Origin of the sequence: Cupriavidus pauculus (assembly GCF_008801835.1) — a bacterium.
In the GTDB taxonomy this organism is placed as follows: domain Bacteria; phylum Pseudomonadota; class Gammaproteobacteria; order Burkholderiales; family Burkholderiaceae; genus Cupriavidus; species Cupriavidus pauculus.
The window spans coordinates 13,436-39,189 of record NZ_VZOW01000047.1; the positions used below are offsets into that span (position 1 = coordinate 13,436).

A 25,754-nucleotide genomic window follows, 5' to 3' on the forward strand; every position below is an offset into this window, starting at 1 on the left:
CGACATGGCTTACGATCTAGAAGAACAGGAACAGCTGGAAAGTCTCAAGGCCTGGTGGAACCAGTACGGAAATACTGTCACCTGGGCGTTGATTGTGGTGTTGCTCGCTCTGGCAGGGTGGTTGGGCTGGAAGTACTGGCAGCGCACGCAGGCCGCCGATGCTGCCGTCCTGTACGAGCAGGTGACAAAGGCCGCGGAGTCGCGCGATGCCGAGCGCGTCAAGCGCGCCGCCACCGATCTCGAGGAGAAGTTCGGCCGCACGGCGTATGGCCCGATGAGCGCGCTGACTGCAGCCAAGGTGCTGTACGACGCAGGTGATCTGGCTGGCGCCAAGACCCAGCTGCAGTGGGTGATCGATCATGGCGATGATAACTACGCGCCTTTGGCCCGCGTGCGCCTGGCCGGTGTGCTGCTCGACGAGAAAGCGTACGACCAGGGCCTGGCGCTGCTGAAGGACGAGCCTGCGCAATACGCGGGACTGTTCGCGGATCGTCGCGGCGATCTGCTTGCCGCGCAGGACAAGCGCGAAGACGCACGTGCGGCTTATCGCCGCGCACTGGAAAAGCTCGGCGCGGGCGAGGCTGGCATGCGCCAGATCATCCAGTTCAAGCTCGACGCATTGGGCACCGCTTGAGCGGGTTGCCGACCTTATTCAAATATTCAGGACCGCTTCCTATGACGTCATTGCTTCGTACAGCCGCTTCGCGCACGCTTCTGGCCGGGGCCTGTCTCGGCCTGCTGGCCGGTTGCTCGCTGTTCAGCAAGGAAAACAAGCACAAGCCCACCGAGTTGAAGCCGGTTTCCGCCACCTTGTCGGTCAAGCAGGCGTGGAAGGCCGATGTGGGCAAAAGCGGCCCGTATGTCATGGCGCCCGTGGCGGCCGGCAACGCTGTTTTCGTATCGGCTAAAAACGGTTCGGTCATGGCGCTTGACGCCGCCAGCGGGCAGACGCTCTGGAAGGCGAAGACCGATCTCGACCTGACGTCCGGCCCCGGTTCGGATGGCGATATCACCGCGGTGGCGGGCGAAAAGGGCGCGATCTACGCGTTCGACAAGAGCGGCAAGCAGCTCTGGAAGAAGCAGGTCAACGGCGAAGTGCTGTCGGCCCCGCTGGTTGGCAACGGCCTTGTGATCGTGCGGACCACCGATACGCGTGTCATTGGGCTGGACGCAGGCTCCGGCGATCGCCGCTGGATCTACCAGCGTTCCCAGACGCCGCTGAACCTCCGTGCCGCGATGGGCATGGTGTTCGCCGGCGACGGCGTCGTCATGGGCTTTCCGGGCGGCAAGCTCGGTGTGCTGGCGCCGGGCAATGGCGTGCTGCGGTGGGAAAGCACGGTTTCGTACCCCAAGGGTGTGTCCGAAATCGAGCGCCTGAACGATGTGACCGGCGTTCCCGCGGTGTTGGGTCGGCAGGTTTGCGCCACGACCTTCCAGGGTCGGGTATCGTGTCTGGAACTTGCCAATGGTCAGCCGCAGTGGGGCAAGGATTTTTCCTCGCCCGCCGGTCTGGCCCAGGACGAAACTTCGCTGTTTGCCAGCGACGAGTCGTCGACGGTCTTCTCGTTCGATCGCCAGAACGGCAACGAGCGCTGGAAGAATACCGATCTGCGCTACCGTAACCTTGGCGCGCCGGCTACGGTGGGCCGCTCGGTGGTGGTGGGCGACTACGAAGGCTTTGTCCACTTTCTTTCGCGGGAAGACGGCACGATCCTGGCGCGGATGAAGACCGACGGCAGTGCCATCAGTGCCGCACCCGTCACGGCAGGTCAGACGCTGGTGGTCCAGACCCGCGACGGCGATGTCTACGGCTTCGTGCCGAACTGATCGCCAACGCACGCAAGCCCGCCCGTGCCCCTGTCGCATGGGCGGTGCCAATCCGGTAGCATGATCCCTGGTCGTGCCAACAACAGCGGATTGGGGTAGATGCCCCGCATCCGCCCGACAGGAAAAGAGGCCAGTGGCGCTGAGCACATTGGTTGTCGGATCAACATGACTCCGGAGTTGCTGGGGGACGGCGCGAGCCGCCCCCTGTTTCCGTTTATCGCATGAAACCAGTTATCGCACTCGTCGGCCGGCCCAATGTGGGCAAGTCGACGCTATTCAATCGCATGACCCGCTCGCGCGACGCCCTCGTCGCCGACTTGCCGGGCCTGACGCGCGACCGCCATTACGGCGAGGGGCGCATCGGCGATCGTCCGTTCATTGTTATCGATACCGGCGGCTTCGAGCCGGTCGCCAAGGACGGGATCGTCGCCGAAATGGCCAAACAGACGCGCCAGGCGGTGGTCGAGGCGGATGTCGTCATCTTCCTGGTGGACGGCCGCCTGGGCCTGGCGCCGCAGGACCGCGTGATCGCCGATTACCTCCGTAAAACGGGGCGTCGCATAATGCTAGCCGTCAACAAGGCGGAAGGAATGAAGTACACGTCGGTGGCGGCGGACTTCTACGAACTCGGCATGGGCGACCCCTATGCGATTTCGTCCACGCACGGCGACGGCGTGCGCGAACTGGTCGACGAGGCGCTGGAACTGGCGGTTCAGGAGCGGCCGGAGCTGGCCGAAGAGAGCGCGGCCGACCAGCGCGGCACCAAGATCGCCATCGTCGGACGGCCCAACGTCGGCAAGTCCACGCTGGTCAATACGCTGATCGGCGAAGAGCGTGTGATTGCGTTCGACATGCCGGGTACCACTCGCGATGCGATCTACGTCGAGTTCGAACGCGGTGGCCGGCCTTATACGCTGATCGATACGGCCGGGTTGCGCAAGCGCGGGAAAGTGTTCGAAGCGATCGAGAAATTTTCGGTGGTGAAGACGCTCCAGTCGATCGCGGATGCCAACGTCGTGGTGCTGTTGCTCGATGCCCAACAGGACATTTCCGAGCAGGATGCGCATATCGCCGGGTTTATCGTCGAATCGGGCCGTGCATTGGTGGTTGGCGTCAACAAGTGGGATGGCCTGGATGGCCATCAGCGCGACCGCGTCAAGCATGATCTCGAGCGCAAGCTGCAGTTTCTGAGTTTCGCGAATTTCCACTTTGTGTCGGCGAAGGAACGCACCGGCATCGGCGCATTGTTCCGCTCGATCGACGACGCGTTCGCGGCGGCGATGGTCAAGTTGCCGACGCCCCAGTTGACGCGCGTCCTGCAGGAAGCGGTGGAGTTCCAGCAGCCCAAGCGTGCGGGCGTGTCGCGGCCGAAGCTGCGCTACGCGCACCAGGGTGGATCCAACCCGCCGATCGTTGTGATCCATGGCAACGGTCTGCAGAACATCACCGACAGCTACAAGCGTTATCTGGAAAACCGCTTCCGCGAGGCGTTCAAACTCAAGGGCACACCGTTGCGCATCGAATTCCGTACGAACAAAAACCCGTATGCCGAATCGAAGGATTGAGCCAAAAAGGTGCCGTTCCTTGCGACCAAGTTTCGTTTGCGTTCGTTTGGAACTGAGGCTAAATTCACGGTAGCAGGGGGAGCCCTGCGCGTTGATGCCAGACTGGTACCGCTTTTGATCTTTTTTCTGACGCGTTTTTGCGTCAACCGACTTGAACCGGGGACTTTCGTCCCCATGATCCATCACTAAATCTATAAATTTGGAGTGTGCCATGAGCAACAAAGGGCAATTGCTACAAGACCCGTTCCTGAACGCGCTGCGCAAAGAGCACGTGCCGGTTTCCATCTACCTCGTCAATGGCATCAAGCTGCAAGGCAATATCGAGTCGTTCGACCAGTACGTCGTCCTGTTGCGCAACACGGTGACGCAGATGGTGTACAAGCATGCGATTTCTACCGTCGTGCCTGCGCGCGCGGTGAATTTCCGTGTGGATGATTCCACCGAGGCCTGATTTTTCCTCGTTAGTGGACGGCCGTATTTGCATGCGGCCGTCGCATTGCATGTCCCCGCCTTTGCTGTCCGGCTGTTTGTGCGTTACCAGCCCGGCATCGTCCGCAGCAACCGTTTCCCGATCGAACTCCATTTCGCCCCGGCGCTTTGCGGCCTCCGGGCGCGGCAACTTGTCGCGGTCGGGTCAGTCGTTGCTGTATTGGTAACAGTTTTCCCAACCACTTTTTCCGGCGCCACGCGTCCATCCGCTTGCAACCCAGAGCTACATCCCAGACCGAGCCATCGCGCGCCATTCTTGTCGGCGTGGATTTTGGCAAGCACGATTTTCAGGAAAGCCTCTCGGAACTGGCTCTGCTGACGAGCACGGCCGGCTCGGTGCCGGTGCATACGCTGACCGGCAAGCGCTCGCGACCGGATCCCGCGCTCTTCATCGGTTCGGGCAAGGCCGAGGAACTCCGGCAGGCCGCTGATGCGCTGGACGCCGACGTGGTGGTCTTCAACCATGCGTTGAGCCCGGCGCAGCAGCGCAATCTCGAGCGCTTTCTGCAGCGCCATGTGATCGACCGCACTGGCCTGATCCTCGATATCTTCGGGCAGCGGGCGCAAAGCCACGTGGGCAAGGTGCAAGTGGAACTGGCGCAGGTGCAATACCAGGCGTCGCGCCTGGTTCGTGCATGGAGCCACCTCGAGCGGCAGAAGGGCGGCATCGGTATGCGCGGCGGCCCAGGAGAACGCCAGTTGGAGCTGGACCGCCGGATGCTCGACGAACGCGCAAAACGGCTCAAGTCCGATCTGGCGCGATTGCAACGGCAGCACCATACCCAGCGTCGTGCCCGTGCGCGCAATGACACGCTGAGCATCTCACTGGTGGGTTACACCAATGCGGGGAAGTCCACGCTTTTCAACGCATTGACCAAGGCCCGTGCATACGCGGCGGATCAACTGTTCGCGACGCTCGACACCACATCGCGCCGGTTGTTTCTGGACGGTCTCGGCAACGTGGTGCTGTCCGACACCGTCGGATTCATCCGTGATCTGCCGACGCAGCTTGTGGCGGCGTTCCGCGCCACGCTCGACGAAACGGTGCATGCCGATCTGCTGCTGCATGTGGTGGATGCATCGAGTCCCGTGCGTCACGAGCAGATCGAGCAGGTCAACCGCGTACTGGCGGAAATCGACGCATCGGACATTCCGCAGATCGTCGTGATGAACAAGATCGACGCGATGCCCGAATTGCTGGAGCAGGGCCCGCGCGTCGAGCGTGATGAGGACGGCGTGCCGACCCGCGTGTTCCTGTCGGCACGCGAGGGTCTGGGACTCGACGGCCTGCGCGAAGCGATTGTCGAGGTGGCGCAATGGCTCGCGTCGCAACCCGACGCGCCGGCGCCATACGACCCGCGCCTGGACGGCTCGCCGCTGCCGCCGGATGCTGGCGAATGGGATGCCGACGAACACGACGGCGACCACGAAGATCGGACCGAAAATGGCCCCGATCGGCGGCCAGACCGATCAATCTGATCGCGGTTGGCAGCGAATGACTGTCTGATTAGGGGATTTTGAGCAAAAGTGATCAAGATGGCTGCTAGAATCCCCCTGTTCCAAACTTTCCCGGACCCGTGCTCTTCATGTCCCTGTTCCCCCGGAATCCTGACTCGCATATCGTGCCAGGCAACCGCGCCCCGCGGTTTGCGCGCTGGCCCCGCCTGCGCGCCATCTTCTCGTTGAACGATCCTCGTTGGGGCCGTAACGGACAGGATGATGAAGATAAAGACAAGGGTCGCCAGCAGAACCAGCGCCCGCAAGACGGTCCGCCCGACCTTGACGAGCTCTGGCGCGATTTCAATCGCCGTTTGAGCGGCCTGCTCGGGCGCAAGGACAATGGCGGAGGCGGCCAGGGTTTCGGCAACGGCCAGCGCCCCGCCGGCAAGGGATCAAACATTGGCATCGGCGTGATTGTTGCCGCAGTTGTCGGCATCTGGCTCGCCAGCGGTTTCTTCATGGTCCAGGAAGGGCAGACCGCCGTGATTCTGCAGTTCGGCAAGTTCAAGTACACCACCGGCCCCGGTATCAACTGGCGGGCGCCATGGCCGATCCAGTCGGCCGAGGTCGTGAACCTGTCGGCCGTGCGTTCTGTGGAAGTGGGGCGCGCCACGTCGATCAAGGACAGCAACCTGAAAGATTCGTCGATGCTGACGCAGGACGAGAACATCATCGACGTCCGCTTTACCGTGCAGTACGACATCCAGGACGCCACCGAATATCTGTTCTTCAACAAGACCGATCGCGGTGGCGACGAAGAACTCGTGACGCAGGCCGCGGAGACATCGGTGCGTGAGATCGTCGGCCGCAACCGCATGGATTCGGTGCTCTACGAAAACCGCGAACAGATCGCGCAGGGCCTGGCCAAGTCGATCCAGTCGATCCTGTCGGCCTACAAGACCGGCATCCGCGTGATTTCGGTGAACGTGCAGAGCGTGCAGCCGCCCGAGCAGGTTCAGGCGGCATTCGACGACGTGAACAAGGCAAGCCAGGATCGCGAGCGAGCGATCAGCGAAGGCCAGGCCTACGCGAACGACATCCTGCCTCGCGCCAAGGGTACCGCGGCGCGGCTCAAGGAAGAGTCCGAGGCCTATCGCGCGCGCGTTGTGGCGCAAGCCGAGGGTGACGCGGCACGTTTCCGTTCCGTGCAAACCGAGTATGCAAAGGCGCCTCAAGTGACGCGCGACCGAATCTATCTGGAGACCATGCAGCAGATCTACAGCAATTCGAACAAGATTCTTGTCGATGCCAAATCGGGGAACAACCTGCTGTACCTGCCGCTGGACAAGCTGATGTCGCAGGTGCAGTCGTCGTCGGCCACGACGCCGGCCCCGGCGCCAGGTACGAACGCACCGGCTGTGCCGGACGTGGGTTCGCAGGATATCCGGTCGCGTGAAGCCATGCGCAACCGCGACCGTGACGTTCGCTAAGGAGAGCCGTCATGAACCGACTGATTTCCTTCGCGATTGGCCTGTTTATCCTGCTGGCGGTTGTCTCGTCGATGCTTTTCGTCGTCGATCAGCGCCAATACGCCGTGGTTTTCGCATTTGGCGAAATCAAGCAGGTGGTGCGCGAACCAGGCCTGCATTTCAAGCTGCCGCCGCCGCTGCAGAATGTGGTGTTCATGGACCGCCGCCTGCAGACCATCGACGTTGCCGCCAGCGAGCGCTTCCTGACCGCCGAGAAGAAATCGATGGTCGTGGATTGGTTCGTCAAATGGCGCATCACCGATCCGCGCAAGTTCTTCGTGGCGTTCGCCGGCAACGTGCGGGGCGCCCAAGACCGCATGACGCAGCGTATCGACTCCGTGGCACGTGAAGAATTCGGCAAGCGCACGGTGGCCGATGTGGTGGCCGGCGAGCGCGAGAAGGTCATGCAGAATATCCGCGCCGGCATGGCCGAATACGCACAGTCCGTCGGGGTGGAAATCCTCGATGTGCGCCTGAAGCGCGTGGATCTGCTGCCGGCGATCAGCGAGTCGGTCTATCGCCGCATGGAGGCCGAGCGCAAGCGCGTCGCCAACGAATTGCGTTCGACGGGCGCAGCGGAAGGTGAGAAAATCCGCGCCGATGCCGATCGCCAGCGCGAAGTCGTCCTGGCCGAGGCCTATCGCGATGCGCAGATCGTCAAGGGCGAGGGCGATGCCAAGGCATCTCAGCTCTATGCCGACGCGTTCGGCAGGGATCCCAGCTTCGCGCAGTTCTGGCGCAGCATGGAGGCTTACCGCAACACGTTCCGCGACAAGGGCAACGTGATGGTACTGGAGCCGAACTCGGACTTCTTCCGCTACATGCGCTCGTCCGGCGGTAACGCCGCGCCAGCCGCTGCGGGCGGCAAGAAGTAGCCGGTAGACCGCGCGCCGGGCGTGCATGCGCCCTAAAACGCAACATTCGACGAAACCCCGGTCCGCCCGGGGTTTTGTCCGGCTGGGGGCGCCAACGCCTTACCGGCCGTGTTTTTGATAGAAGAGACTTACATGTCCAACCGCTGGCTCCTGCCTGAAAATATCGCCGACGTCCTGCCGTCGGAAGCGCGCAAAATCGAAGAGTTGCGCCGCCGCATGCTGGATCTGTTCCGGACCTATGGCTATGAGCTGGTCATGCCGCCCATGCTCGAGTACCTGGAGTCGCTGCTCACCGGCACCGGCCACGATCTCGATCTGCGCACGCTCAAGCTGGTCGACCAACTGTCGGGGCGGACCATGGGCCTGCGCGCTGATATCACGCCGCAAGTAGCGCGTATCGACGCCCATTTGCTGAACCGTCCGGGTGTGACGCGCCTCTGTTATGCCGGAAATGTGCTGCATGCGCGTCCCGCGGGCTTCCACGCCACGCGTGAGCCGATCCAGATCGGCGCTGAAATCTATGGCCACGCGGGGCTTGAAGCTGACGTCGAGATCCAGGAACTGATGCTGGCTGCGCTTCAGGCGGCCGGGCTTGCCGATATCCGGCTCGATCTGTGTCACGCGGGCATTCTCGAAGCACTGCTGGCGGCGCTGCCGTCCGTGCGCGACATCGAGGACGCGATGTTCTCCGCGCTGGAGACCAAGGATGTCCCTGCGCTGCGCGAGCTGACCCGGGATCTGCCCGCAACCGAGCGCGATGCATTGCTGGCGTTGCCCACGCTTTATGGCGGCCTGGAGGTGATCGAGCGCGCACGCGCCACGTTGCCCGCCAGCCCGGCGATCGGCCGGGCCCTCGACGAACTGGCCGCGCTTGCCGGTCGGGTGCGAGGCGCGAGTGTGAATCTCGATCTTGCCGATTTGCGCGGTTACCACTATCACAGTGGCGTGATGTTTACCGCCTATGTTTCGGGCCTACCCAACTACGTCGCCCGTGGCGGCCGTTACGACAAAGTAGGCGAAGCGTTTGGCCGTGCGCGCCCGGCGACGGGCTTTTCGCTGGACCTGCGCGAAGTTGCCGCGCTGTCGCCCGTGGAAGTCCGCGCGCTGGCGATTTTCGCCCCGTGGGATTCCGATCCCGCGCTGCGCGGCGCCATTGCTGCGCTGCGCGACGCCGGCGAAATCGTCATCCAGTCGTTGCCGGGCCATACGCACGAACTCGACGAGTTTAATTGCGACCGGCAACTGGTGCGCCAGGGCGGCGCGTGGGTGGTGGTGCCGCGCTGATTTCGCTGCGGGCCGACCGTTCGTGCCGGCTCGTCTTTCCGTGCTCTCGGATGACGTTCGATGCCCGTCGGGGCCTTTGATCGCCCAAAACCGGCGACAAACGTCTCTCATACGGCTGCCCGAAACCGGGAACCGTCCGGCAACGAGAGTAGAATACGTTTTTAACCTTCTGACCAATTCAACATGTCCGCATCCGCAGTAAGCCAGGGACGCAATGTCGTCGTGATCGGAACCCAGTGGGGTGACGAAGGCAAAGGAAAAATCGTCGATTGGCTTACCGATCATGCTAAGGGCGTGGTGCGGTTCCAGGGCGGCCACAACGCTGGCCACACGCTCATCATCGGCGGCAAGAAGACCATCCTGCGCCTGATCCCGTCGGGCATCATGCGCGAAGGCACGGTCTGCTATATCGGGAACGGCGTGGTGCTCTCGCCTGAAGCCCTGTTCCGTGAAATCGAAGAACTCGAGTCGGCAGGCCTGCAGGTGCAGAACCGTCTGCGCATTTCCGAAGCAACGACGCTGATCCTGCCGTATCACGTGGCCATCGACAAGGCGCGCGAAGCGCGTCGCGGCGCCGCCAAGATCGGCACGACCGGCCGCGGCATCGGCCCCGCCTATGAAGACAAGGTGGCTCGCCGCGCGCTGCGCGTGCAGGACCTGTTCAACCCCGAACACTTCGCCGAGCGCCTGCGCGAAAACGTCGAGTTCCATAACTTCATGCTGACCCAGTACCTGGGCGCCGAAGCGGTCGACTATCAGCAGATCCTCGACGAAATGCTGGCCTACGCGCCGCGTCTGAAGCCCATGGTGGCCGACGTCTCCGCGGAGCTGTACGCCGTGAATGCAGCGGGCGGCAACCTGATGTTCGAAGGTGCGCAAGGCACGCTGCTCGACGTGGACCACGGCACGTATCCGTTCGTCACGTCCAGCAATTGCGTCGCTGGTGCGGCTACCGCAGGCGCCGGCGTCGGCCCGGGCCGCCTGAACTACATCCTTGGCATTACCAAGGCGTACTGCACGCGCGTTGGCGCGGGCCCGTTCCCGAGCGAGCTGTACGACAACGACAATCCTGCCCGCCAGGACGCCGTTGGCGTGCGTCTGGCCAATGTCGGCAAGGAATTCGGTTCGGTAACCGGACGCCCGCGCCGCACCGGCTGGCTCGATGCCGCAGCCCTGAAGCGCTCTGTGCAAATCAACGGCGTGTCGGGTCTGTGCATGACCAAGCTCGACGTGCTCGATGGCCTGGAAACGATCAACCTGTGCGTCGGCTACGAGCTCGACGGCAAGCGCGTCGACATCCTGCCGCGTGGCTCCGATGCCGTCGCGGCATGCAAGCCCGTGTACGAGGAATTCCCGGGCTGGAACGAGTCGACGTTTGGCGTGAAGACCTGGGATGCGCTACCTGAAGCCGCGCGCGTGTACCTGAAGCGCATCGAGGAAGTGGTTGGCATTCCGATCGACATGATCTCGACGGGTCCGGATCGCGACGAAACGATTCTGCTGCGCCATCCGTACCTGGTTGCCTGATTTGCTTGGTACTGCAAAGTGAGTTTGACTGCGGCGCCAAGAGCGTCGCAGCCTCACGAAAGCCATTCGGCCCGCGACATGCGGGCCGATGCTTTATCGAACGGCCGCTGCTGCAGCCGAATAGAACAAAAGACGCCATGAACCTGCCAATTAATGACGACGAGAACCTTTGGGTCTCGTGGGACGAATACCACCGCCTGATTGCCCGCCTTGCGCTGAACGTGCACGAGTCGGGCTGGAAGTTCGACAAGATTCTGTGCCTGGCACGCGGTGGCCTGCGCGTGGGCGATCAGATGTCGCGCATTTTTGATGTGCCGCTGGCCATTCTGGCCACTAGTTCGTACCGCGAAGCCGCAGGTACGCAACAGGGCGATCTCGATATCGCGCAGTACATCACGATGACGCGCGGCGAGTTGTCCGGCAAGATCCTGCTGGTCGACGATCTGGTCGATTCCGGCGTCACGCTTGAGCGCGTGGGGCGGCATTTGCAGGAGCGCTATCCCGCGGTGACGGAAGTTCGCTCGGCGGTGCTCTGGTACAAGGCGTGCTCGAAGGTGGAGCCCGATTACCACGTGACGTTCCTGCCGTCGAATCCGTGGATTCACCAGCCGTTCGAGGAATACGACACGCTTCGTCCGCATAACCTCGCTGCGTGGCTCAAGCGCGGCAAGCGCGCCAGCTTGCTCGAAGACGACTCGGCCGCATAGGCGCTGAGCTGAGGCTTCGCCTTTTTCGGTCGTGCGATCAAATGGGCGAAGCCTTATCGGTGATTTCGGCCGATTTCAGCGTGGTTTCAGTAGCCGACGGTAAATCGCTGCCGCACGTGCGTCGGTCGCTCGATTTCGTCGAGCATTGCGATGGAATAATCTTCCATCGAAATCCAGCTCTTTCCGTCGGCTGCGGTCAGTAGATCGTCCTTGCCGAGGCGGAATTTTCCGGTGCGTTCGCCTGGCGCAAATAGCGCTGACGGCGACAAGAAGGTCCATTCCAGTTGGTCTTCACCGTGCAGCGCATTGAGAAAATCTCGGCCGGCCGATGCTTCTGCCTTGTACGCATCAGGAAAATTCGGCGTGTCGACCAGTTGCACGCCGGGCGCGACATAAAGGCTACCAGCGCCGCCCACTACCAGCAGGCGCTTGATGCCGGCGGCTTTGACCGCTTGCGTGATCTGCGCCGCCGTCGTCTGCAGGAAGCGCACCGAACTGATCACAACATCGTTGCCGCGCAACGCATTCGCGAGCGCAGCCGCATCGCTCACATCGACATCGTGCGCGGTGACGCCCTCGCGCTGTGGCAGCGACGATGCGTGCCGCGCGAGCGCCAGAACGTGGTGGCCCCGGCGCAGGGCTTCGTCGGTCAAGCGGGTGCCCACATTACCTGTTGCACCAATGATGGCGATTTTCATGGTCTTTCCTTTTGGTTGAACAATATGAAACCGTAGTGGTTACATATCCGGTTAAAAAAATCAGCGCTTGCGGCGCCTGGCGGCCTGTTCGACTTCATCGAGCATGCCTGCGATCGTGATTGCCGCAAGAGAGGCGTCCATTGCTGCCTGAGCACGAGTCGCCACCGTTTGCAGTGCTCCAGTAATTTCGCGGCCCACCATGCAGGCGGGATTTGGGGCGCTCTGGTGCAGCGTAATCAACGCGGTTGTCTCGGTGGCCCGAAAAACGTCGAGCAGCGTGATCGCCGACGCCGGTCGAGCCAGCACTGCGCCGCCGGTGCTGCCCATCGTCGTGGTGACGAAACCCGCTTCGGTTAGTACGCCGATCAGCCGGCGGATCAGGGCGGGATTAGTGCCCACGCTGCCGGCAATCATCGACGACGGCACGGGCTCGTCCGACTGGGCGAGCAGGGTGAGGATATGGACGGCGACGGCGAATCGGCTGCTGGTAGTCATGCGGAAATCTTAATGTGAAACCATGGTAGTTACATATCGCGATAACGTCAACCGCAATTTGGGCGGGCGCGGCAGGGTATTTTTCGCAATCGCTGTTGCGTAGATGGCGAGATAATGCCGGAATCGACACTGAAGCTGATACACTCAACGGCGGCTTAGGCCGGTAGCGAGTCAACGGAAATGAGAGGAAAAGGATTTGAAGGATTCAGCAGCGCAAAAGCAAAAAACCCGCAACGTGTGTTGCGGGTTCCTTGCTGAATCTTGGTGCCCAGGAGAGGACTCGAACCTCCACAGTGTTGCCACCGCTAGGACCTGAACCTAGTGCGTCTACCAATTCCGCCACCTGGGCAGGTGTCGAAACAACCGAAGCGGCCATTATAGCGACCGTAAAACGTTTGTCAAATAGTTTCGAGAAAAATTGAATCAGAACAACTATCCGATCCCTAGCCGGGAAGAAATCCTTGGCGTACTGAGAACCTCGGGGTCACCCCAGTCGGCCGGCGATATCGCCAAGGCCTTGGCCGTCACGCGCAAGGAGCATGACGGTTTCCAGAAACGGCTCGCCGCAATGGAGCGCGACGGCCAGATCGAATTGAATCGCAAGGGCCGATACGAATTGGCGCATCAGCCGAATTTCGTGGTTGGCCGTGTGCAAGGCCACCGCGACGGCTTCGGCTTCCTGATTCGCGATGACGGCGAGGACGATATCTTCCTGCCCGAGCGCGAACTGCAGAAGGCGATGCATAACGACCGCGCGCAGGTGCGCGTGGTGGGTTATGACCGCCGCGGCCGTCCCGAAGGTCAGATCGTCGAAATCGTCGAGCGCGCAAATCGTTTCGTGATTGGCCGACTGCTGTCCGAAAACGGCGTGCTCGTGGTGGCGCCTGAAGACAAGCGTATCGGGCAGGACATCCTGATTCCGCCCAAGGCGCAGGGCAAGGCCCAGGTCGGGCAGGTCGTCAGCGTCGAGCTGATGGAATGGCCCGATCGCTACGTGCAGCCGGTGGGCCGCGTGGTCGAGGTGCTTGGCGACATCGACGATCCCGGCATGGAGATCGAGATTGCCGTGCGCAAGTACGGCGTGCCGCACCAGTTTTCGCCCGCCGCACTCAAGGAGGCTCAGGCGCTTCCCGACGAGGTCCGGCAGGCCGATCTCGATCATCGCATCGACCTGCGCGATATTCCGCTGGTGACGATCGACGGCGAAGACGCCCGCGACTTCGACGATGCCGTCTATTGCGAACCGGTCAAGATCGGGCGCGCGAAAGGATGGCGTCTGATCGTAGCGATTGCCGACGTGTCGCATTACGTGCGCCCGGGCACGCCGCTGGACGCCGATGCGCTCGACCGGGCTACGTCGGTCTACTTCCCGCGCCGCGTGATTCCGATGCTGCCGGAGAAATTGTCGAACGGCCTGTGCTCGCTGAATCCGCATGTGGATCGGCTTTGCATGGTGTGCGATGCGGTGATTACCGCGAAGGGCGAACTCAAGGGTTATCAGTTCTACCCAGCCGTGATGCATTCGTCGGCGCGACTGACCTACAACGAGGTCTGGTCGGTGCTGTCGAACACCAAGGGGCCGGAGGCGCACAAGCGTGCGGAACTGGTGCCGCATCTGCAAAACCTGTACGAGCTGTTCCAGGTCTTGCTCAAGGCGCGGCGCGCGCGCGGTGCCATCGACTTCGATACCACCGAGACCTATATCGTTTGCAACGCGCAGGGCAAGATCGAGCAGATCCTGCCGCGCACGCGCAACGACGCGCACCGACTGATCGAGGAATGCATGTTGACGGCCAACGTTTGCGCGGCCGATTTCCTCGAACGCTTCAAGCATCCGGCGCTGTACCGGGTCCATGCTGGCCCAAGCGAAGAAAAGCTCAAGAACCTGCGCGAGTTCCTGAAGACCGCGGGGCTCACGCTGGGCGGCGGCGACAAGCCACAGGCCTCGGATTACGCCGAAGTGATGGACAAGATCAAGTCGCGTCCCGATGCGCCGATGTTGCAGACGATGCTGCTGCGGTCGATGCAACAGGCCGTCTACAGCCCCGACAACATCGGCCACTTCGGCTTGGCGTATGAGGCTTACGCCCACTTTACGAGCCCGATTCGCCGTTATCCCGATCTGCTGGTCCATCGGTCGATCAAGGCGATTCTTGCACATACCAAGTATCAGCCGGCCTTTATCCCGGGCACCGAGCTGAATACGCAGGTTTCGCCGAAAGCGCGCCGCATGCAGGCCGCCGATGCCGAGCGCCGCGCCGAGAATGCGGCCGCGCGCGCCAAGCGCAACGAAGGCATCTGGGATGAACTGGGCCTGCATTGTTCCGCCAACGAACGGCGCGCCGACGAGGCGTCGCGCGATGTGGAAGCCTGGCTGAAGTGCTACTTCATGCGCGACAAGCTTGGCAGCGACTACGCCGGCACGGTCAGCGCGGTGACATCGTTCGGCATCTTCGTGCAATTGGATGAACTTTACGTCGAAGGTCTGGTTCATGTGACCGAGCTCGGCAGCGACTATTTCCAATACGACGAAGCCCGCAACGAGTTGCGCGGCGAACGCACCGGCATTCGCTACCGCTTGACCGACCGGGTGCGCGTGCAGGTCTCGCGTGTCGACCTCGACGCGCGCAAGATCGATTTCCGCCTTGTCCAGGAACCTTCGGCCAAGACGCTGCGGGGGCGCGCCGGTGCACCCGAGCAGCCGCGGGTACCTGCGGCGCACGCGGTGCCTGCGCGCAAGAAGGGCCGGCAACTGGCAGCGTTGCTGGGCGGAACGTCGAAGCCCGAGGAATCGTTCGACGAGACGCTCGATCGGGTGATCGAAGAGCAGCCGGTGTTTGAAGCGGTCATTACACCGCTCAAGCCACGCGAGGCGCATGTCGGTCATGCGACGCATGGGCGCGCGGCCAAGAAATCGCCGACCGGCAAGCCTGCGCGGCATGCAGCCAAGCCAAAGCCGGCGCATCTGAAGACGGAAAAGAAGTCCGCGACCAAGCGTACCGCCAAGCCGGCGGGTAAGAGCGTGCGCCCTGCACGCAAGCGCTAGGCGAACATCGCGCGATTGAGTGTCGCCATGGCGGGTACAATGCCCGCCATGGCCAAACACAAACTTCTGATCGGCTTTCATGCCGTCAATGCACGCCTGCGTCAAAACGCAAAGAGCGTGTCCGATATCTACGTCGAAGCAAATCGCCGCGACCGGCGCATGCAGGATTTCATTCGCCTGGCGGAAAGTCTTGGCGTAACCCTGCATCCGGTCGATGCCGAGCGGCTGCGCGGCATGGCCGGCACCGACCGCCATCAGGGCGTGGTGGCACGCGCCGACGACGTGTCGCTCGCGCTGAATCTCGACGAACTACTCGATGGCATCGAAGGGACGCCGCTGCTGCTGGTGCTCGATGGTGTCACCGATCCGCACAACCTCGGCGCATGCCTGCGCGTTGCCGATGGCGCTGGCGCCCATGCGGTGATCGCGCCAAAGGATCGTAGCGTCGGCCTTAACGCGACCGTTGCGAAGGTTGCCAGCGGCGCAGCCGAGACTGTGCCGTACATCACCGTCACCAATCTCGCCCGCACCCTGCGCGAATTGCAGGAACGCGGCATCTGGGTGATCGGCACTGCCGACGGCACCGACAAGGCGCTGTACGACGTGGATCTGAAGGGACCGACCGCGATCGTAATGGGTGCGGAAGGTGAGGGCATGCGTCGCCTCACGCGCGAAACCTGTGATGATCTCGTGTCGATTCCGATGGCCGGTGGGGTGGAAAGCCTCAACGTATCCGTCGCAAGCGGTGTGTGTCTTTACGAAGCGGTGCGTCAGCGCCGTCTTCCCCGCTGACGATGGTCGTGGACGCGGCCGATCTGGAAGCGGCGCGCGCCTGGGTGCACGCCGCGCAGAACATCTTCGTCCTGACCGGGGCCGGGATTTCGGCCGAGTCGGGCGTTCCGACATTCCGCGATGCGCTGACGGGCCTCTGGGCGCGCTTCGATCCCGAAGAGCTGGCGACCGAAGAGGCCTACCGTCGACAACCCGCACTCGTCTGGCAGTGGTACCAGCACCGACGCGAGCTGGTGTCCGCAGCAAAGCCGAATCCTGCCCACTACGCGCTGGCGGAGTTGGCAAGGCGCAAGTCTGTGACGCTGGTCACGCAGAACATCGATGGCTTGCATCAGCAGGCGGGCAGCGAGCATGTGGTGGAGTTGCACGGCAACTTGTTCGCCAACAAATGGCTGGATGGCTGCGGCCGTTGCGATACCGTGCCGCCTGTTCCGGGCGAACCGCCGCATTGCGCGCTGTGTGGCGCGATGATGCGTCCGGGCGTGGTCTGGTTTGGCGAAGATCTCCCGCGCGTTGCGCGCTTTCGGGCCGATCATGCGGCGCAACACTGCGATCTGTGCTTGGTGGTGGGGACTTCGGGATTGGTGTACCCGGCCGCCGCATTGCCAGGGCTGGCAAAGGAGCACGGGGCGCGCGTGATCGTCGTCAATCCGCAACCGTCCGCACTCGATGACACTGCGGACCTGGTGCTGCGGGCCGCCGCGGGCGAATGCCTGCCGCTGCTTTGGCCACAACAGAGCGTGTGAGCCGCTAAGACCGGCCAACTCCGAACACGGAAACGGCCGGCCCGCCTGCGAGCCTGGGCCCGAGCGCGGGCAGCCAGCCCGACCGTCAGGCCGCCAGTTCCGCGACCAGCTTTTCGAGTTTTACCGCGTCCGCCGCAAACAGGCGAATTCCCTCCGAGAGTTTTTCCGTCGCCATGGCGTCTTCGTTCAATTGCCAGCGAAATGCGGCTTCGTCGGCGGCAATGCGGGCGATATTGCCCGCTTGCGCTTGCTCCACCGAAAGCTTGCGCTCGACGGTGGCATTGCTGGCCGCCAGTTGTTCGAGCAGTTCCGGGCTGATGGTCAGCAGATCGCAGCCCGCCAGCGACAGAATTTGCCCCGTGCCGCGGAAGCTCGCTCCCATTACCTCGGTCGCGTAACCGAATTTCTTGTAGTAGTCGTAAATCTGGCGCACCGAGCGCACGCCCGGGTCGTTTTCACCTGCATTGGCGTCCGCATCCCATTTGTCGCCGGCCTGCTTCTTGTGCCAGTCCAGAATGCGGCCGACAAACGGCGAGATCAGCTGCGCGCCGGCTTCAGCGCAGGCCACTGCCTGAACCAACGAGAACAGCAACGTCATGTTGCATCGGATGTTTTCGCGCTGGAGGATTTCGGCGGCCTTGATGCCTTCCCACGTCGAAGCGATCTTGATCAGTACGCGTTCCCTTGCGATGCCGCGCTGTTCGTACAGTCCGATCAGATGGCGAGCTTTGTCGACGGTGGCCTGTGTGTCGAACGACAGCCTCGCATCGACTTCGGTCGAGACCCGGCCCGGGACGATCGAAAGGATTTCGCAGCCGAACGCAATCAGAAGCTGGTCCATCACCGCGTCGATGCCGGCGCTGCCGTGATGGTCGCGCGTGGCCTGTTCCAGCAGCGGCCGGTACTCGGACTTCTGCACCGCCTTCAGGATCAGCGACGGATTGGTGGTCGCGTCCTGCGGCGTGTATTGCTTCATCAACTGGAAGTCGCCGGTATCGGCCACGACCGTCGTGAACTGCTTGAGTTGTTCGAGCGCATTCATGATCTGCTTCCGTTCAGGGAATTGTGCAAAGAGACGGGTCAAGGAGATTGCTTCGGGAAAGGGCATTGTAACGGGGCGTCCCGTGACAGCAAGCCATGGGCGCCAATCTTCTCGGGTCACGCCAATCCGTTACACTACGCGATTCCCCCAACGCAATCTGGCTGTTGTCATGACTCAGGATGAACTCAAGGCGCTGGTCGCGCAAGCCGCCGCCGACTACGTGAAGCAGGAAGTGCCCCAAGGTGCCGTTCTTGGCGTGGGCACGGGCTCCACCGCCAATCTTTTCATCGACGCCGTCGCGGCGTTCAAGGAACGTTTTTCCGGCGCGGTGTCCAGTTCGGAAGCGTCCACACGCCGACTGCAGCAGCACGGTTTCACGGTGCTCGATCTCAACGAAGTTGACAGCATCCCCGTCTATGTTGACGGCGCCGACGAGATCGACGCGTCGGGCGCGATGATCAAGGGCGGCGGCGGAGCGCTCACGCGCGAGAAAATCGTCGCGTCGGTGGCGGATCGTTTCGTTTGCATCGCCGATGGCAGCAAGCTAGTGCCCACGATGGGCGCATTCCCGCTGCCCGTCGAGGTGATCCCGATGGCACGCGCCGCTGTCGCGCGACGGTTGGCAGCGCTGGGCGGCCAGCCGCGACTGCGCATGACCAAGGAAGGCAGCATCTACAAGACCGATAACGGCAATGTGATTCTGGATGTGGCCGGATTGAAAATCGAAAATCCCCGGGATCTTGAGCAACGGATCAACCAGTTGCCCGGCGTCGTCACGGTGGGACTTTTTGCATTGCGCGGGGCCAATGTCCTGTTGCTGGGCACGGAGCAGGGCGTCCAGCGCACCGACTACTGATCACGCGGGCAGAGCGGCTAGTGGCCCCGCCGCTCTGTCAGCTGGTGGCGAGTCCGTGCTCGACCGCATAGACCGCCACCTGAACGCGACTGGCCAGCTTCAGCTTCTTGAGAATGTTCTGCACGTGAATCTTGACCGTGCTTTCCGCTACGCCCAGGCGGCGCGCGATTTCCTTATTGCTGTCTCCGCGCACCAGTCCATGAACGATCTCGCGCTCCCGCGCGGTGAGCCGTGCGGCCTCCGCGCCGCGTGATGGCGCAGGCGATGTCTTTTGTGCGCGAAACTGCTGCACGAGCTTCGACGTCATGCTTTCCGAAATCACCGGTTCACCTGCGTTTGCGCGACGGATCGCGCTCGTCAACGCTTCGGTCTCGATATTCTTGAGCAGATAACCGCGCGCGCCGCCGCGCAATGCCGCGGCCAATTCCTCGGCCTGCTCTGACACCGTAAGGATGATTACCGCGCAGTCGGGCAAGTCTTCGACCATCAGTTGCAGCGTGTCTAGTCCCGACAATCCGGGCATGTTCAGATCGAGCAGAATCACATCGGGCCGGTGCTGCTTGGCGCGCTTGAGGCCTTCCACGCCGTCCGCCGCTTCGTCGACGATCTCGATATCCGACTGTCGCTGCAGCAGGGCACGAATTCCCGAGCGGAACAGTGTATGGTCATCGACCAGCAGAACTCGGATGGTCATGACGCAGCGACCTCGGGCATAGCGGCGCGTTGCGGCGCCGGCCAGGCGGCATGGTGATGCGGTGGCGCAATGTCGCTGCGGAGCAGAATCAGCTCGATTCGCGTGCCCTGGCCGGGCGAGGCGTCGATCGCCAGCGTTGCGCCCAAGCGCGCCGCGCGCTCCTGCATGATGTGCAGACCCACGTGGCCGGTGTTTGTCGCACCAAGCCGCGTCGGTTCAAAGCCGTCGCCGTCGTCCTGCACGACGAGCCGGAACAGGGTGCCGTTCTGCATGACGATCCGTACGGTTTCCGCCATTGCGTGCTTGCGCACATTCGACAGGGCCTCCTGCAGAATGAACAGCACTTGCAGTTGTTGTTCGGGCGGTAGCGGGAGTCCCCGGTCATCGATTGTCAGCGTCGGTTCGGTGCGGCATTGCCGGCGAAAGCGCGAGACGGTTTCCTCGACGGCAGGCCGCATATCGCCCGTGGTCAGGCGTGACCGGAAGTTATGCAGCAGTTCGCGCACGTCCTGATAACTTTCCTCGACGCCATGCCGCAGCATCGGAACGATTTCGCGCACTTCATCGGCGTTGCCCAGTTCGACGGCGGCGTCCAGCAATTGCACCTGCAGGTTCAGAAAATTCAGTCCCTGGGCGATGCTGTCGTGCAGTCCCTGGGCGATGAGATTGCGTTCTTCCATCACCGCCAGTTGGCGTGCGCTTGCGGACCGCCGCACATGTTCGAGCGACGTGGCCAGATGTTGCGCCATGGTTTTCAGAAGTTGCCGGTCGGACGCGGACAGCTCACGTGGCGCGCGGAAGTGCAGCGTGAAGGTGCCGACGGCGCCGCGCTGCGTGTCGAGACGGAACGCCGCCATCGACCGGAATCCTTCCTGTCCGCACGGAGAGGCGTCGTCCGATGATGGAAAAGCGGCCCGCAGGTCCGTGATGGACACGACGCCGCTGCGCGTGGCGTGCCCGCAGTGGCACGCGTCGATGTTCCCGCAACGCTCGTGCTCCGCCAAAGCGGAGGAAAGTCCGATCGACGCCACCCGGTGCAGCATGCCGTGCTGTGCGTCGAACATGCGCACCGTGCCACCGTCGGCCCCCGAACCGCTGCATCACTCGATCAAGGAAGCCGCGCGCCAACGCACTGCTCTCGTTGGCGTGATTTAGGAAGGCCGCCATGTCATAAAGCGATTCCAGATCGCGGTTCTGGCGCGCCAGTTCGGAAGTCTTGTGCGTCACGCGTGCGGCGAGATGCTGACGGACGATCCAGAGGTGGAGTACGGTCATCGTGCCCATGCATGCGATGGCCGCGCCGGCGCCTTCCAGCTTCCAGGGAAGATAACGGGTGCCTGCGATCATTGTCAGCACCGCCAGCACCGATGCCAATGACAGCAGAATGATGCGCCTGGGCAGTCGATGGCGCAGGGGCGTCATCCGGACGGGTTTGTGAACGTGGCCAGTGTCAGGGAGCGGAAGCTGCGCGTTTGGTGCTGGATCGCGCGATGCGGGGCGGTTGTTGGGGCTTGGCATGGAAGGGACTGGCGCAAGGGGGCGGGCACAGTATCGTGAGCGATTCTGCGCGAGCCAGCCCACCAACGATCTGCGCTGGCTCAATAAACGGCGCGATCAGTTGCCAGTTGCCCGGCGGCCTTCCAAGGACGGCTTGGGTGAGAAGGGCTAGGCCGTCGCGGCGGGCGGCGCAGCCAGTGCTGCCGGTTTTTCGCCGGTCATCAGATAGTGCATCAGTTCGGCTACTGGGCGGATGGCGTCGCCGAACGGCAGTTTGCCTTTGCCGCGGAAAAACAGGCCTCGTTCCACGTCGCCGCGCACCGCCTGCGCCAGCTTGAGGTCGATGCAGAATTGGCCGATCTTGGCAATGCCATCGCGCAAGCCACAGGCCTGCAGGCAATCGAATCCCTCCAGGCAGTCACGAGGTTTGGCGCGGCGCTGCAATCGGCTTTCGCTGGAAAGATAGCGCGACAGCCACGGCGTCATGACGGCGCGCGCTGGCAGTCCAGCCACGCTGGTGAACTCCTTCAGCGATTCCGATGTGGCGGTGGCAAGCACCTGCTTGAATGCCGGATGCGCATCGCCTTCCTGAGTCACAGCGAATGCTGTGCCCAACTGGACGGCGGCGGCCCCTTCATTGAGCCAATGCTTCACATCCTCGTGAGTGTTGATGCCGCCGGCCAGGATGAGCGGAATGCTGTTCCATGCCAACCCCAACGTGTGGAACAGTTCGCGGCATTCTGCAAGTACGCGTCCGAACGAAAACCTCGCGTCGCCCAGATCCTCGATCGTTGCGGCACCCAGATGGCCGCCGGCATGCGCCGGGTGCTCAATCACGATGGCGTCCGGCAGGCGCCCCTTCTTCATCCAGCGGCGCAATACCAGCCCCACGCCACGCGATTCCGAGAGGATCGGAATCAATGCGACATTTGGATGGTCGGCGGCCAGATCCGGAAGATCGAGCGGCAAGCCCGCGCCCATCACGATGGCGTCGGCGCCGCTTTCGCATGCTTGCCGCACGAGTTGCGCGTGCGAGCCGACGGCCTTCATGACGTTTACGGCAATCATCCCGCGTCCATCTGACAACCTGCGAGCCGCCTGGATTTCGCGATCGAGTGCCACGCGATTGGCGGCCTCGATCTGCGCCTTGTCACGCGAGCCGCGAGTTTGCGCCATCAGGTCGGGATGGTGATGCCGCAGATCAATGCTGGCGATCGTGCCCATGCCCTGATTGGCCGCCACGGTGCCTGCAAGCCTATGCGCAGAAATGCCGATTCCCATACCGCCTTGCACAATGGGGAGCAACCGTCGTTGCGCCAGTTTTAGCCAATGCTGTGTCATGAAACCATCCTGAAAAATGTTTGCGCAGCGAGTGCCCGCGCTTCTGCCACCACGCCGTCGATACTCTCAAGCCGGTGCCGCCGACCGTCGGTGCAATGGACAAACCAGTGGCAGAAAACTGTCTGCCCGGTCCGAATACAGCATCTGCCATCTGTCCCGTTTCAACGTGTATTGCGCGCGTCCGAACCGCGCAACACGCTCGAACGGGAAGATGGCCGCGCCGTCAGCCGTGGCTCGACACCGCTGGCGCTGGGGTCGAGCGTTTCCCGCCTTCATCGATGTCGCGCACGGGCGGATCGCGCTGGGGCTCGGGTTGGGTGTCGGTCAACGTGCGCATCACCGTAAAGGCCGCGGCGTATGGGCTTGCGTTGCGTTCAAGGCGATACCCGATTGCTGCAAGTACATCGATGGCTTCGCCAAGCAGTTGTTCGGCGCGTTCTTCCTGGCCATCGACGATCAGCGCGCCCAGAAATTCAAGGAACAGTGGGACATGATCGGGCAACTCGTTGCCTGCCGGCTCGAAATCGTCGCCACGATATTTCTTGAGCAGATCCATCCTTGCCTGGCCTCGGTCGTGGTTCTCGCTGTGCACATGCTCGAATAGATGCAGCGAGTGGGCGGCATCCGTCTCGAACGTGGCCACGTAGTTTTCCTGCAGGGCGATCAGCGGCTGGTTCCGCAACATCGCCGTCAATGGCGCCAGCATGTCGCGCGCCTGCGGCCATTCGGCCAGGGTCCAGTCGATGTCGGGGAGGCCGTCGATCAGCGATTGTTCGGGGTAGCTGAGCACAGCGCTCAGTACATGTTGAATGGTCATGATGTATGTGCTTGATCCCGTTCAGATAGCGAAGGCCTTGCGTCGTGAGCGGGGGAAATCTGCTAAGGCAAGGCCAACGCGACTGGGAGAGATTGCGGTGGCCATGGCCGAAGTCCGGAGTCACTTGGAAGAGTAAGACCAGAGTAGGCGTTGGCTTGGGGCGCGAACATACGCCGGCCGTACAGGCGGCTGGGAAATATCCTAGGTCCGCGGAACTAGTTCCATCGGCATAGGCGGGACGATATTCGGCGAGGGGACGGCGTTGCGCGGAGGCGGTGACGGTCGCTCATCGACCAGATGGCGCCGCGGGACATGGCCGCGACGTGATGGTGGTCAAGGGGGTGAGCAAAACAAAAAGGGTGCCGGCGGCACCCTCGATGGACGTGCGGCGGTGGTCAGGCCGACGGAGGCGGCACGTATCCGGCTGCCTGATCGGCGCCGTCGCCGAAGAAATACTTTTCGGTCTGCTTGAGCAGATACTGACGCGCGCGGACGTCGGCCATGTTCAGGCGGTTTTCGTTGATCAGCATGGTCTGGTGCTTGAGCCAGCCCGCCCACGCTTCCTTCGACACGCTTTGCCAGATTTTCTTGCCGAGTTCGCCGGGCAGCGGCGGGAAGTCGAGACCTTCGGCTTCCTTGTTCAGTTTGACGCAATGGACCGTACGGGCCATGAGGGACTCCTTGTTCGTGTGGCCGCTATTGTAGCCAAGCTGGCAGGACAGGGCGGCGCCAGCCGGCCATGCCCCTGCGGCGTCTGTTGTCTTTGCGGGGAACTACAGCTTTTTCATCAGCACCATCGATTTGCGCTGCCAGTTGTAGAGCTTTCGCTTGTCTTCCGGCAGATCGTCGACGGATGCGTGCACGAAGCCGCGCTTCAGGAACCAGTGCTCGGTACGCGTGGTGAGTACGAAGAGCCGGTCTAGACCGAGCGTGCGCGCGCGCCGTTCAATGCGCTTGAGCAGGCGCTCGCCGTCGCCGGTCCCTTGCGCTTCGGCCGACACCGTCAGACAGGCCATTTCGCCCATGTTTTCGCGCGGGAATTCATAGAGCGCGGCGCAGCCGAACAACACGTTGTCGTGCTCGATCACCGAGAACTTGTCGATATCGCGTTCGATCAGGTGACGGCCGCGCGGCACCAGCGTGCCATCGGCTTCGAGCGGCGCGATCAGCTGCAGGATCCCGCCAACATCGTCCAGAGTGGCTTCGCGCAGGCTTTCGAGGTCGGAGTCGGAAACCATCGTCCCGACGCCGTCGTGCAGGAACAGTTCCAGCAGGACCGAGCCGTCCATCTGGAACGGAATCAGGTGGGCGCGCGGCACGCCGCCTTTCAGGGCCTTGACCAGATGTTGCAGGTAATAGGCCACGTCGGGCGGCAGATGATTGTTCTGCAAACGTTCCACCGCAGTGCGCAGCGACATTTCCTTCATCAGCTTGCCCACCGGATCGGGTACGCCGGGCACCTCGGTGATGAAGATCAGCTTGTCTGCCTTGAGTGCGCTGGCCGTGGCGCTGGCCACGTCTTCCATCGACAGGTTGAATGCCTGGCCCGTCGGCGAAAAGCCGAGCGGCGAGAGCAGCACCACCTTGCCGTGCGAAAGCGACATGCGCATCGAATCGCCGTCGATCTTGCGCACCAGGCCCGTGTGCTGGTAGTCCACGCCGTTGACGATACCGACCGGGCGGGCGGTGATGAAATTGCCTGATACGACCGAAAGCTGGGCGCCCGCCATCGGCGTGTTGGGCAGGCCCTGGCTGAACGCCGCTTCGATGTCGAGGCGCAGTTCGCCGGCGGCTTCCTTGGCGCATTCCAGCGCGGCGTTGTCGGTGATGCGAATGCCGTCGGCGTATTGCGACTGCACGTTGCGCAGCGCCAGTTGCTCCTCCACCTGCGGGCGCGAGCCGAACACCAGCACGACGTTCATGCCCATGGCATGCAGCAGCGCCACATCGTTGACCAGCGCATTGAGCACGCCGGCCTTGACCAGTTCGCCGCTGAACGCGATCACAAAGGTCTTGCCGCGGAAGGTGTGGATATACGGTGCGACGGCGCGCAGCCAGTCGACGAATTGCTGACGGTCCGGACCGCTCGCCTCGGCCAGCTCGACGCCGGCTAGGGCCGACGGGATGGGCGTAACGGGGGCGGCGGCAGGCAGCGTTTCGGGGGCGGCTTCCTCAGCGGTAAGCGGGGCGGCGGCAGGATCGGGGTCCTGCTTGGGGGAGTCGGTTCTGGCATTCATGCGGCGGATTATAATCCCGCCCAATGTCAGCACAACGTCCCGCCAAACCTGCCCCGGCCACGCCTGCCGAGGCCGCAACTTCCCAGGCCAACCAGAACGCCGCGCCGCGTCAGGCGCGCGGCGGCGCACGGCCGCCCAGACCAGCAACGAAGGGCGCGCCGCCGCTGGGTCCGCAGGCCGCCCCGCACGCGCCTCGCCCGGATGGCGAGCCGCGTCGCGGTCGCCCCGAGCAAGCGCCACGTCCCCCGCG

The 25,754-nt window shown here is 62.8% G+C and carries 22 protein-coding genes, 1 tRNA gene and 2 pseudogenes; 15 read left to right on the forward strand and 10 right to left on the reverse strand.

The genetic code is table 11. From position 1 onward, the window contains the following. Nucleotides 1-4 precede the first annotated feature (4 nt). The 10 genes from F7R19_RS27315 to F7R19_RS27360 all read left to right on the forward strand — a co-directional run bounded on the left by F7R19_RS27315 (nt 5) and on the right by F7R19_RS27360 (nt 11,243). Entirely contained in the window at nt 5-634 is a 630-nt protein-coding gene (locus F7R19_RS27315; RefSeq protein WP_061959145.1) for a YfgM family protein, read from the forward strand. A 41-nt stretch (nt 635-675) separates the two neighbouring features. Further along, the gene (bamB, locus tag F7R19_RS27320; RefSeq protein ID WP_061959144.1) at nt 676-1,827 is read left to right on the forward strand and encodes an outer membrane protein assembly factor BamB; all 1,152 of its coding nucleotides are present in this window, start codon (nt 676-678) and stop codon (nt 1,825-1,827) included. Nucleotides 1,828-2,048: 221 nt separating this feature from the next. Beyond that, a complete protein-coding gene (gene der / locus F7R19_RS27325; protein WP_061959143.1) occupies nt 2,049-3,392 on the forward strand; it encodes a ribosome biogenesis GTPase Der in 1,344 nt (447 codons plus the stop codon). A gap of 211 nt (nt 3,393-3,603) precedes the next feature. Then, nucleotides 3,604-3,843 (forward strand): RNA chaperone Hfq, encoded by a 240-nt coding sequence (gene hfq / locus F7R19_RS27330; RefSeq protein WP_061959142.1) that lies wholly within the window; start codon nt 3,604-3,606, stop codon nt 3,841-3,843. Between the two features lie 248 nt (nt 3,844-4,091). Next, a complete protein-coding gene (hflX, locus tag F7R19_RS27335) occupies nt 4,092-5,360 on the forward strand; it encodes a GTPase HflX (RefSeq protein WP_150982693.1) in 1,269 nt (422 codons plus the stop codon). 107 nt (nt 5,361-5,467) lie between these two features. Beyond that, the gene (gene hflK, locus F7R19_RS27340; RefSeq protein WP_061959140.1) at nt 5,468-6,811 is read left to right on the forward strand and encodes an FtsH protease activity modulator HflK; all 1,344 of its coding nucleotides are present in this window, start codon (nt 5,468-5,470) and stop codon (nt 6,809-6,811) included. A gap of 11 nt (nt 6,812-6,822) precedes the next feature. Further along, nucleotides 6,823-7,725, forward strand: coding sequence for a protease modulator HflC (gene hflC, locus F7R19_RS27345; RefSeq protein WP_061959139.1), 903 nt, complete (start codon nt 6,823-6,825; stop codon nt 7,723-7,725). Nucleotides 7,726-7,857: 132 nt separating this feature from the next. Continuing rightward, the gene (locus tag F7R19_RS27350; protein ID WP_150982695.1) at nt 7,858-9,009 is read left to right on the forward strand and encodes an ATP phosphoribosyltransferase regulatory subunit; all 1,152 of its coding nucleotides are present in this window, start codon (nt 7,858-7,860) and stop codon (nt 9,007-9,009) included. Between the two features lie 183 nt (nt 9,010-9,192). After that, nucleotides 9,193-10,536 carry an adenylosuccinate synthase gene (locus F7R19_RS27355; protein WP_061959137.1) on the forward strand — a complete coding sequence of 448 codons (1,344 nt, stop codon included), beginning with the start codon at nt 9,193-9,195 and terminating at the stop codon, nt 10,534-10,536. 137 nt (nt 10,537-10,673) lie between these two features. Next, entirely contained in the window at nt 10,674-11,243 is a 570-nt protein-coding gene (locus tag F7R19_RS27360; RefSeq protein WP_061959136.1) for a phosphoribosyltransferase, read from the forward strand. Between the two features lie 86 nt (nt 11,244-11,329). Here F7R19_RS27360 and F7R19_RS27365 read toward each other — a convergent pair whose 3' ends face one another. From F7R19_RS27365 to F7R19_RS27375, 3 genes are all read right to left on the reverse strand, one after another. After that, a complete protein-coding gene (locus F7R19_RS27365) occupies nt 11,330-11,941 on the reverse strand; it encodes an NAD(P)-dependent oxidoreductase (RefSeq protein ID WP_150982697.1) in 612 nt (203 codons plus the stop codon). Nucleotides 11,942-12,001: 60 nt separating this feature from the next. Then, nucleotides 12,002-12,436, reverse strand: a complete 435-nt coding sequence (locus F7R19_RS27370) for an Rrf2 family transcriptional regulator (RefSeq protein WP_150982699.1) — start codon at nt 12,434-12,436, stop codon at nt 12,002-12,004. A gap of 262 nt (nt 12,437-12,698) precedes the next feature. After that, nucleotides 12,699-12,785 (reverse strand) — tRNA-Leu (locus tag F7R19_RS27375). Nucleotides 12,786-12,854: 69 nt separating this feature from the next. On the opposite strand from F7R19_RS27375, the gene rnr reads away from it, so the two are divergent. From rnr to F7R19_RS27390, 3 genes are read left to right on the forward strand one after another with little or no spacing between them, the layout of a single operon-like run. Then, nucleotides 12,855-15,482, forward strand: coding sequence for a ribonuclease R (rnr, locus tag F7R19_RS27380; protein WP_150982701.1), 2,628 nt, complete (start codon nt 12,855-12,857; stop codon nt 15,480-15,482). 48 nt (nt 15,483-15,530) lie between these two features. Beyond that, nucleotides 15,531-16,274 carry a 23S rRNA (guanosine(2251)-2'-O)-methyltransferase RlmB gene (rlmB, locus tag F7R19_RS27385; protein WP_061959154.1) on the forward strand — a complete coding sequence of 248 codons (744 nt, stop codon included), beginning with the start codon at nt 15,531-15,533 and terminating at the stop codon, nt 16,272-16,274. Nucleotides 16,275-16,276: 2 nt separating this feature from the next. Further along, entirely contained in the window at nt 16,277-17,020 is a 744-nt protein-coding gene (locus F7R19_RS27390) for an SIR2 family NAD-dependent protein deacylase (RefSeq protein ID WP_200899076.1), read from the forward strand. 85 nt (nt 17,021-17,105) lie between these two features. On the opposite strand, the gene tal is transcribed toward F7R19_RS27390, so the two are convergent. Then, nucleotides 17,106-18,062 (reverse strand): transaldolase, encoded by a 957-nt coding sequence (gene tal / locus F7R19_RS27395; RefSeq protein WP_150982703.1) that lies wholly within the window; start codon nt 18,060-18,062, stop codon nt 17,106-17,108. Nucleotides 18,063-18,231: 169 nt separating this feature from the next. Between tal and rpiA the strand changes: the two genes are divergently transcribed. After that, complete coding sequence (gene rpiA, locus F7R19_RS27400) at nt 18,232-18,918, forward strand: ribose-5-phosphate isomerase RpiA (RefSeq protein ID WP_061959131.1); 687 nt, start codon at nt 18,232-18,234, stop codon at nt 18,916-18,918. A 37-nt stretch (nt 18,919-18,955) separates the two neighbouring features. On the opposite strand, the gene F7R19_RS27405 is transcribed toward rpiA, so the two are convergent. The 6 genes and pseudogenes from F7R19_RS27405 to argA form a co-directional block, all read right to left on the reverse strand. Then, nucleotides 18,956-19,612, reverse strand: coding sequence for a response regulator (locus F7R19_RS27405; RefSeq protein ID WP_150982705.1), 657 nt, complete (start codon nt 19,610-19,612; stop codon nt 18,956-18,958). Continuing rightward, on the reverse strand, nt 19,609-20,676 hold the full coding sequence (locus F7R19_RS30335; RefSeq protein WP_409364608.1) for a GAF domain-containing sensor histidine kinase: 1,068 nt from the start codon (nt 20,674-20,676) through the stop codon (nt 19,609-19,611). The genes F7R19_RS27405 and F7R19_RS30335 overlap by 4 nt, the downstream gene beginning before the upstream one ends. A gap of 601 nt (nt 20,677-21,277) precedes the next feature. After that, nucleotides 21,278-22,450, reverse strand: a complete 1,173-nt coding sequence (locus tag F7R19_RS27415) for an NAD(P)H-dependent flavin oxidoreductase (RefSeq protein ID WP_150982707.1) — start codon at nt 22,448-22,450, stop codon at nt 21,278-21,280. A 161-nt stretch (nt 22,451-22,611) separates the two neighbouring features. Beyond that, a pseudogene (narJ, locus tag F7R19_RS27420) lies at nt 22,612-23,267 on the reverse strand (nitrate reductase molybdenum cofactor assembly chaperone). A 395-nt stretch (nt 23,268-23,662) separates the two neighbouring features. Further along, nucleotides 23,663-23,938 (reverse strand): oxidative damage protection protein, encoded by a 276-nt coding sequence (locus F7R19_RS27425; protein WP_061959127.1) that lies wholly within the window; start codon nt 23,936-23,938, stop codon nt 23,663-23,665. Nucleotides 23,939-24,040: 102 nt separating this feature from the next. Then, nucleotides 24,041-25,504 (reverse strand): amino-acid N-acetyltransferase, encoded by a 1,464-nt coding sequence (argA, locus tag F7R19_RS27430; protein ID WP_150982709.1) that lies wholly within the window; start codon nt 25,502-25,504, stop codon nt 24,041-24,043. 23 nt (nt 25,505-25,527) lie between these two features. On the opposite strand from argA, the pseudogene F7R19_RS30045 reads away from it, so the two are divergent. Beyond that, nucleotides 25,528-25,754 (forward strand): annotated as a pseudogene (locus tag F7R19_RS30045) (hypothetical protein); the annotation flags it as partial.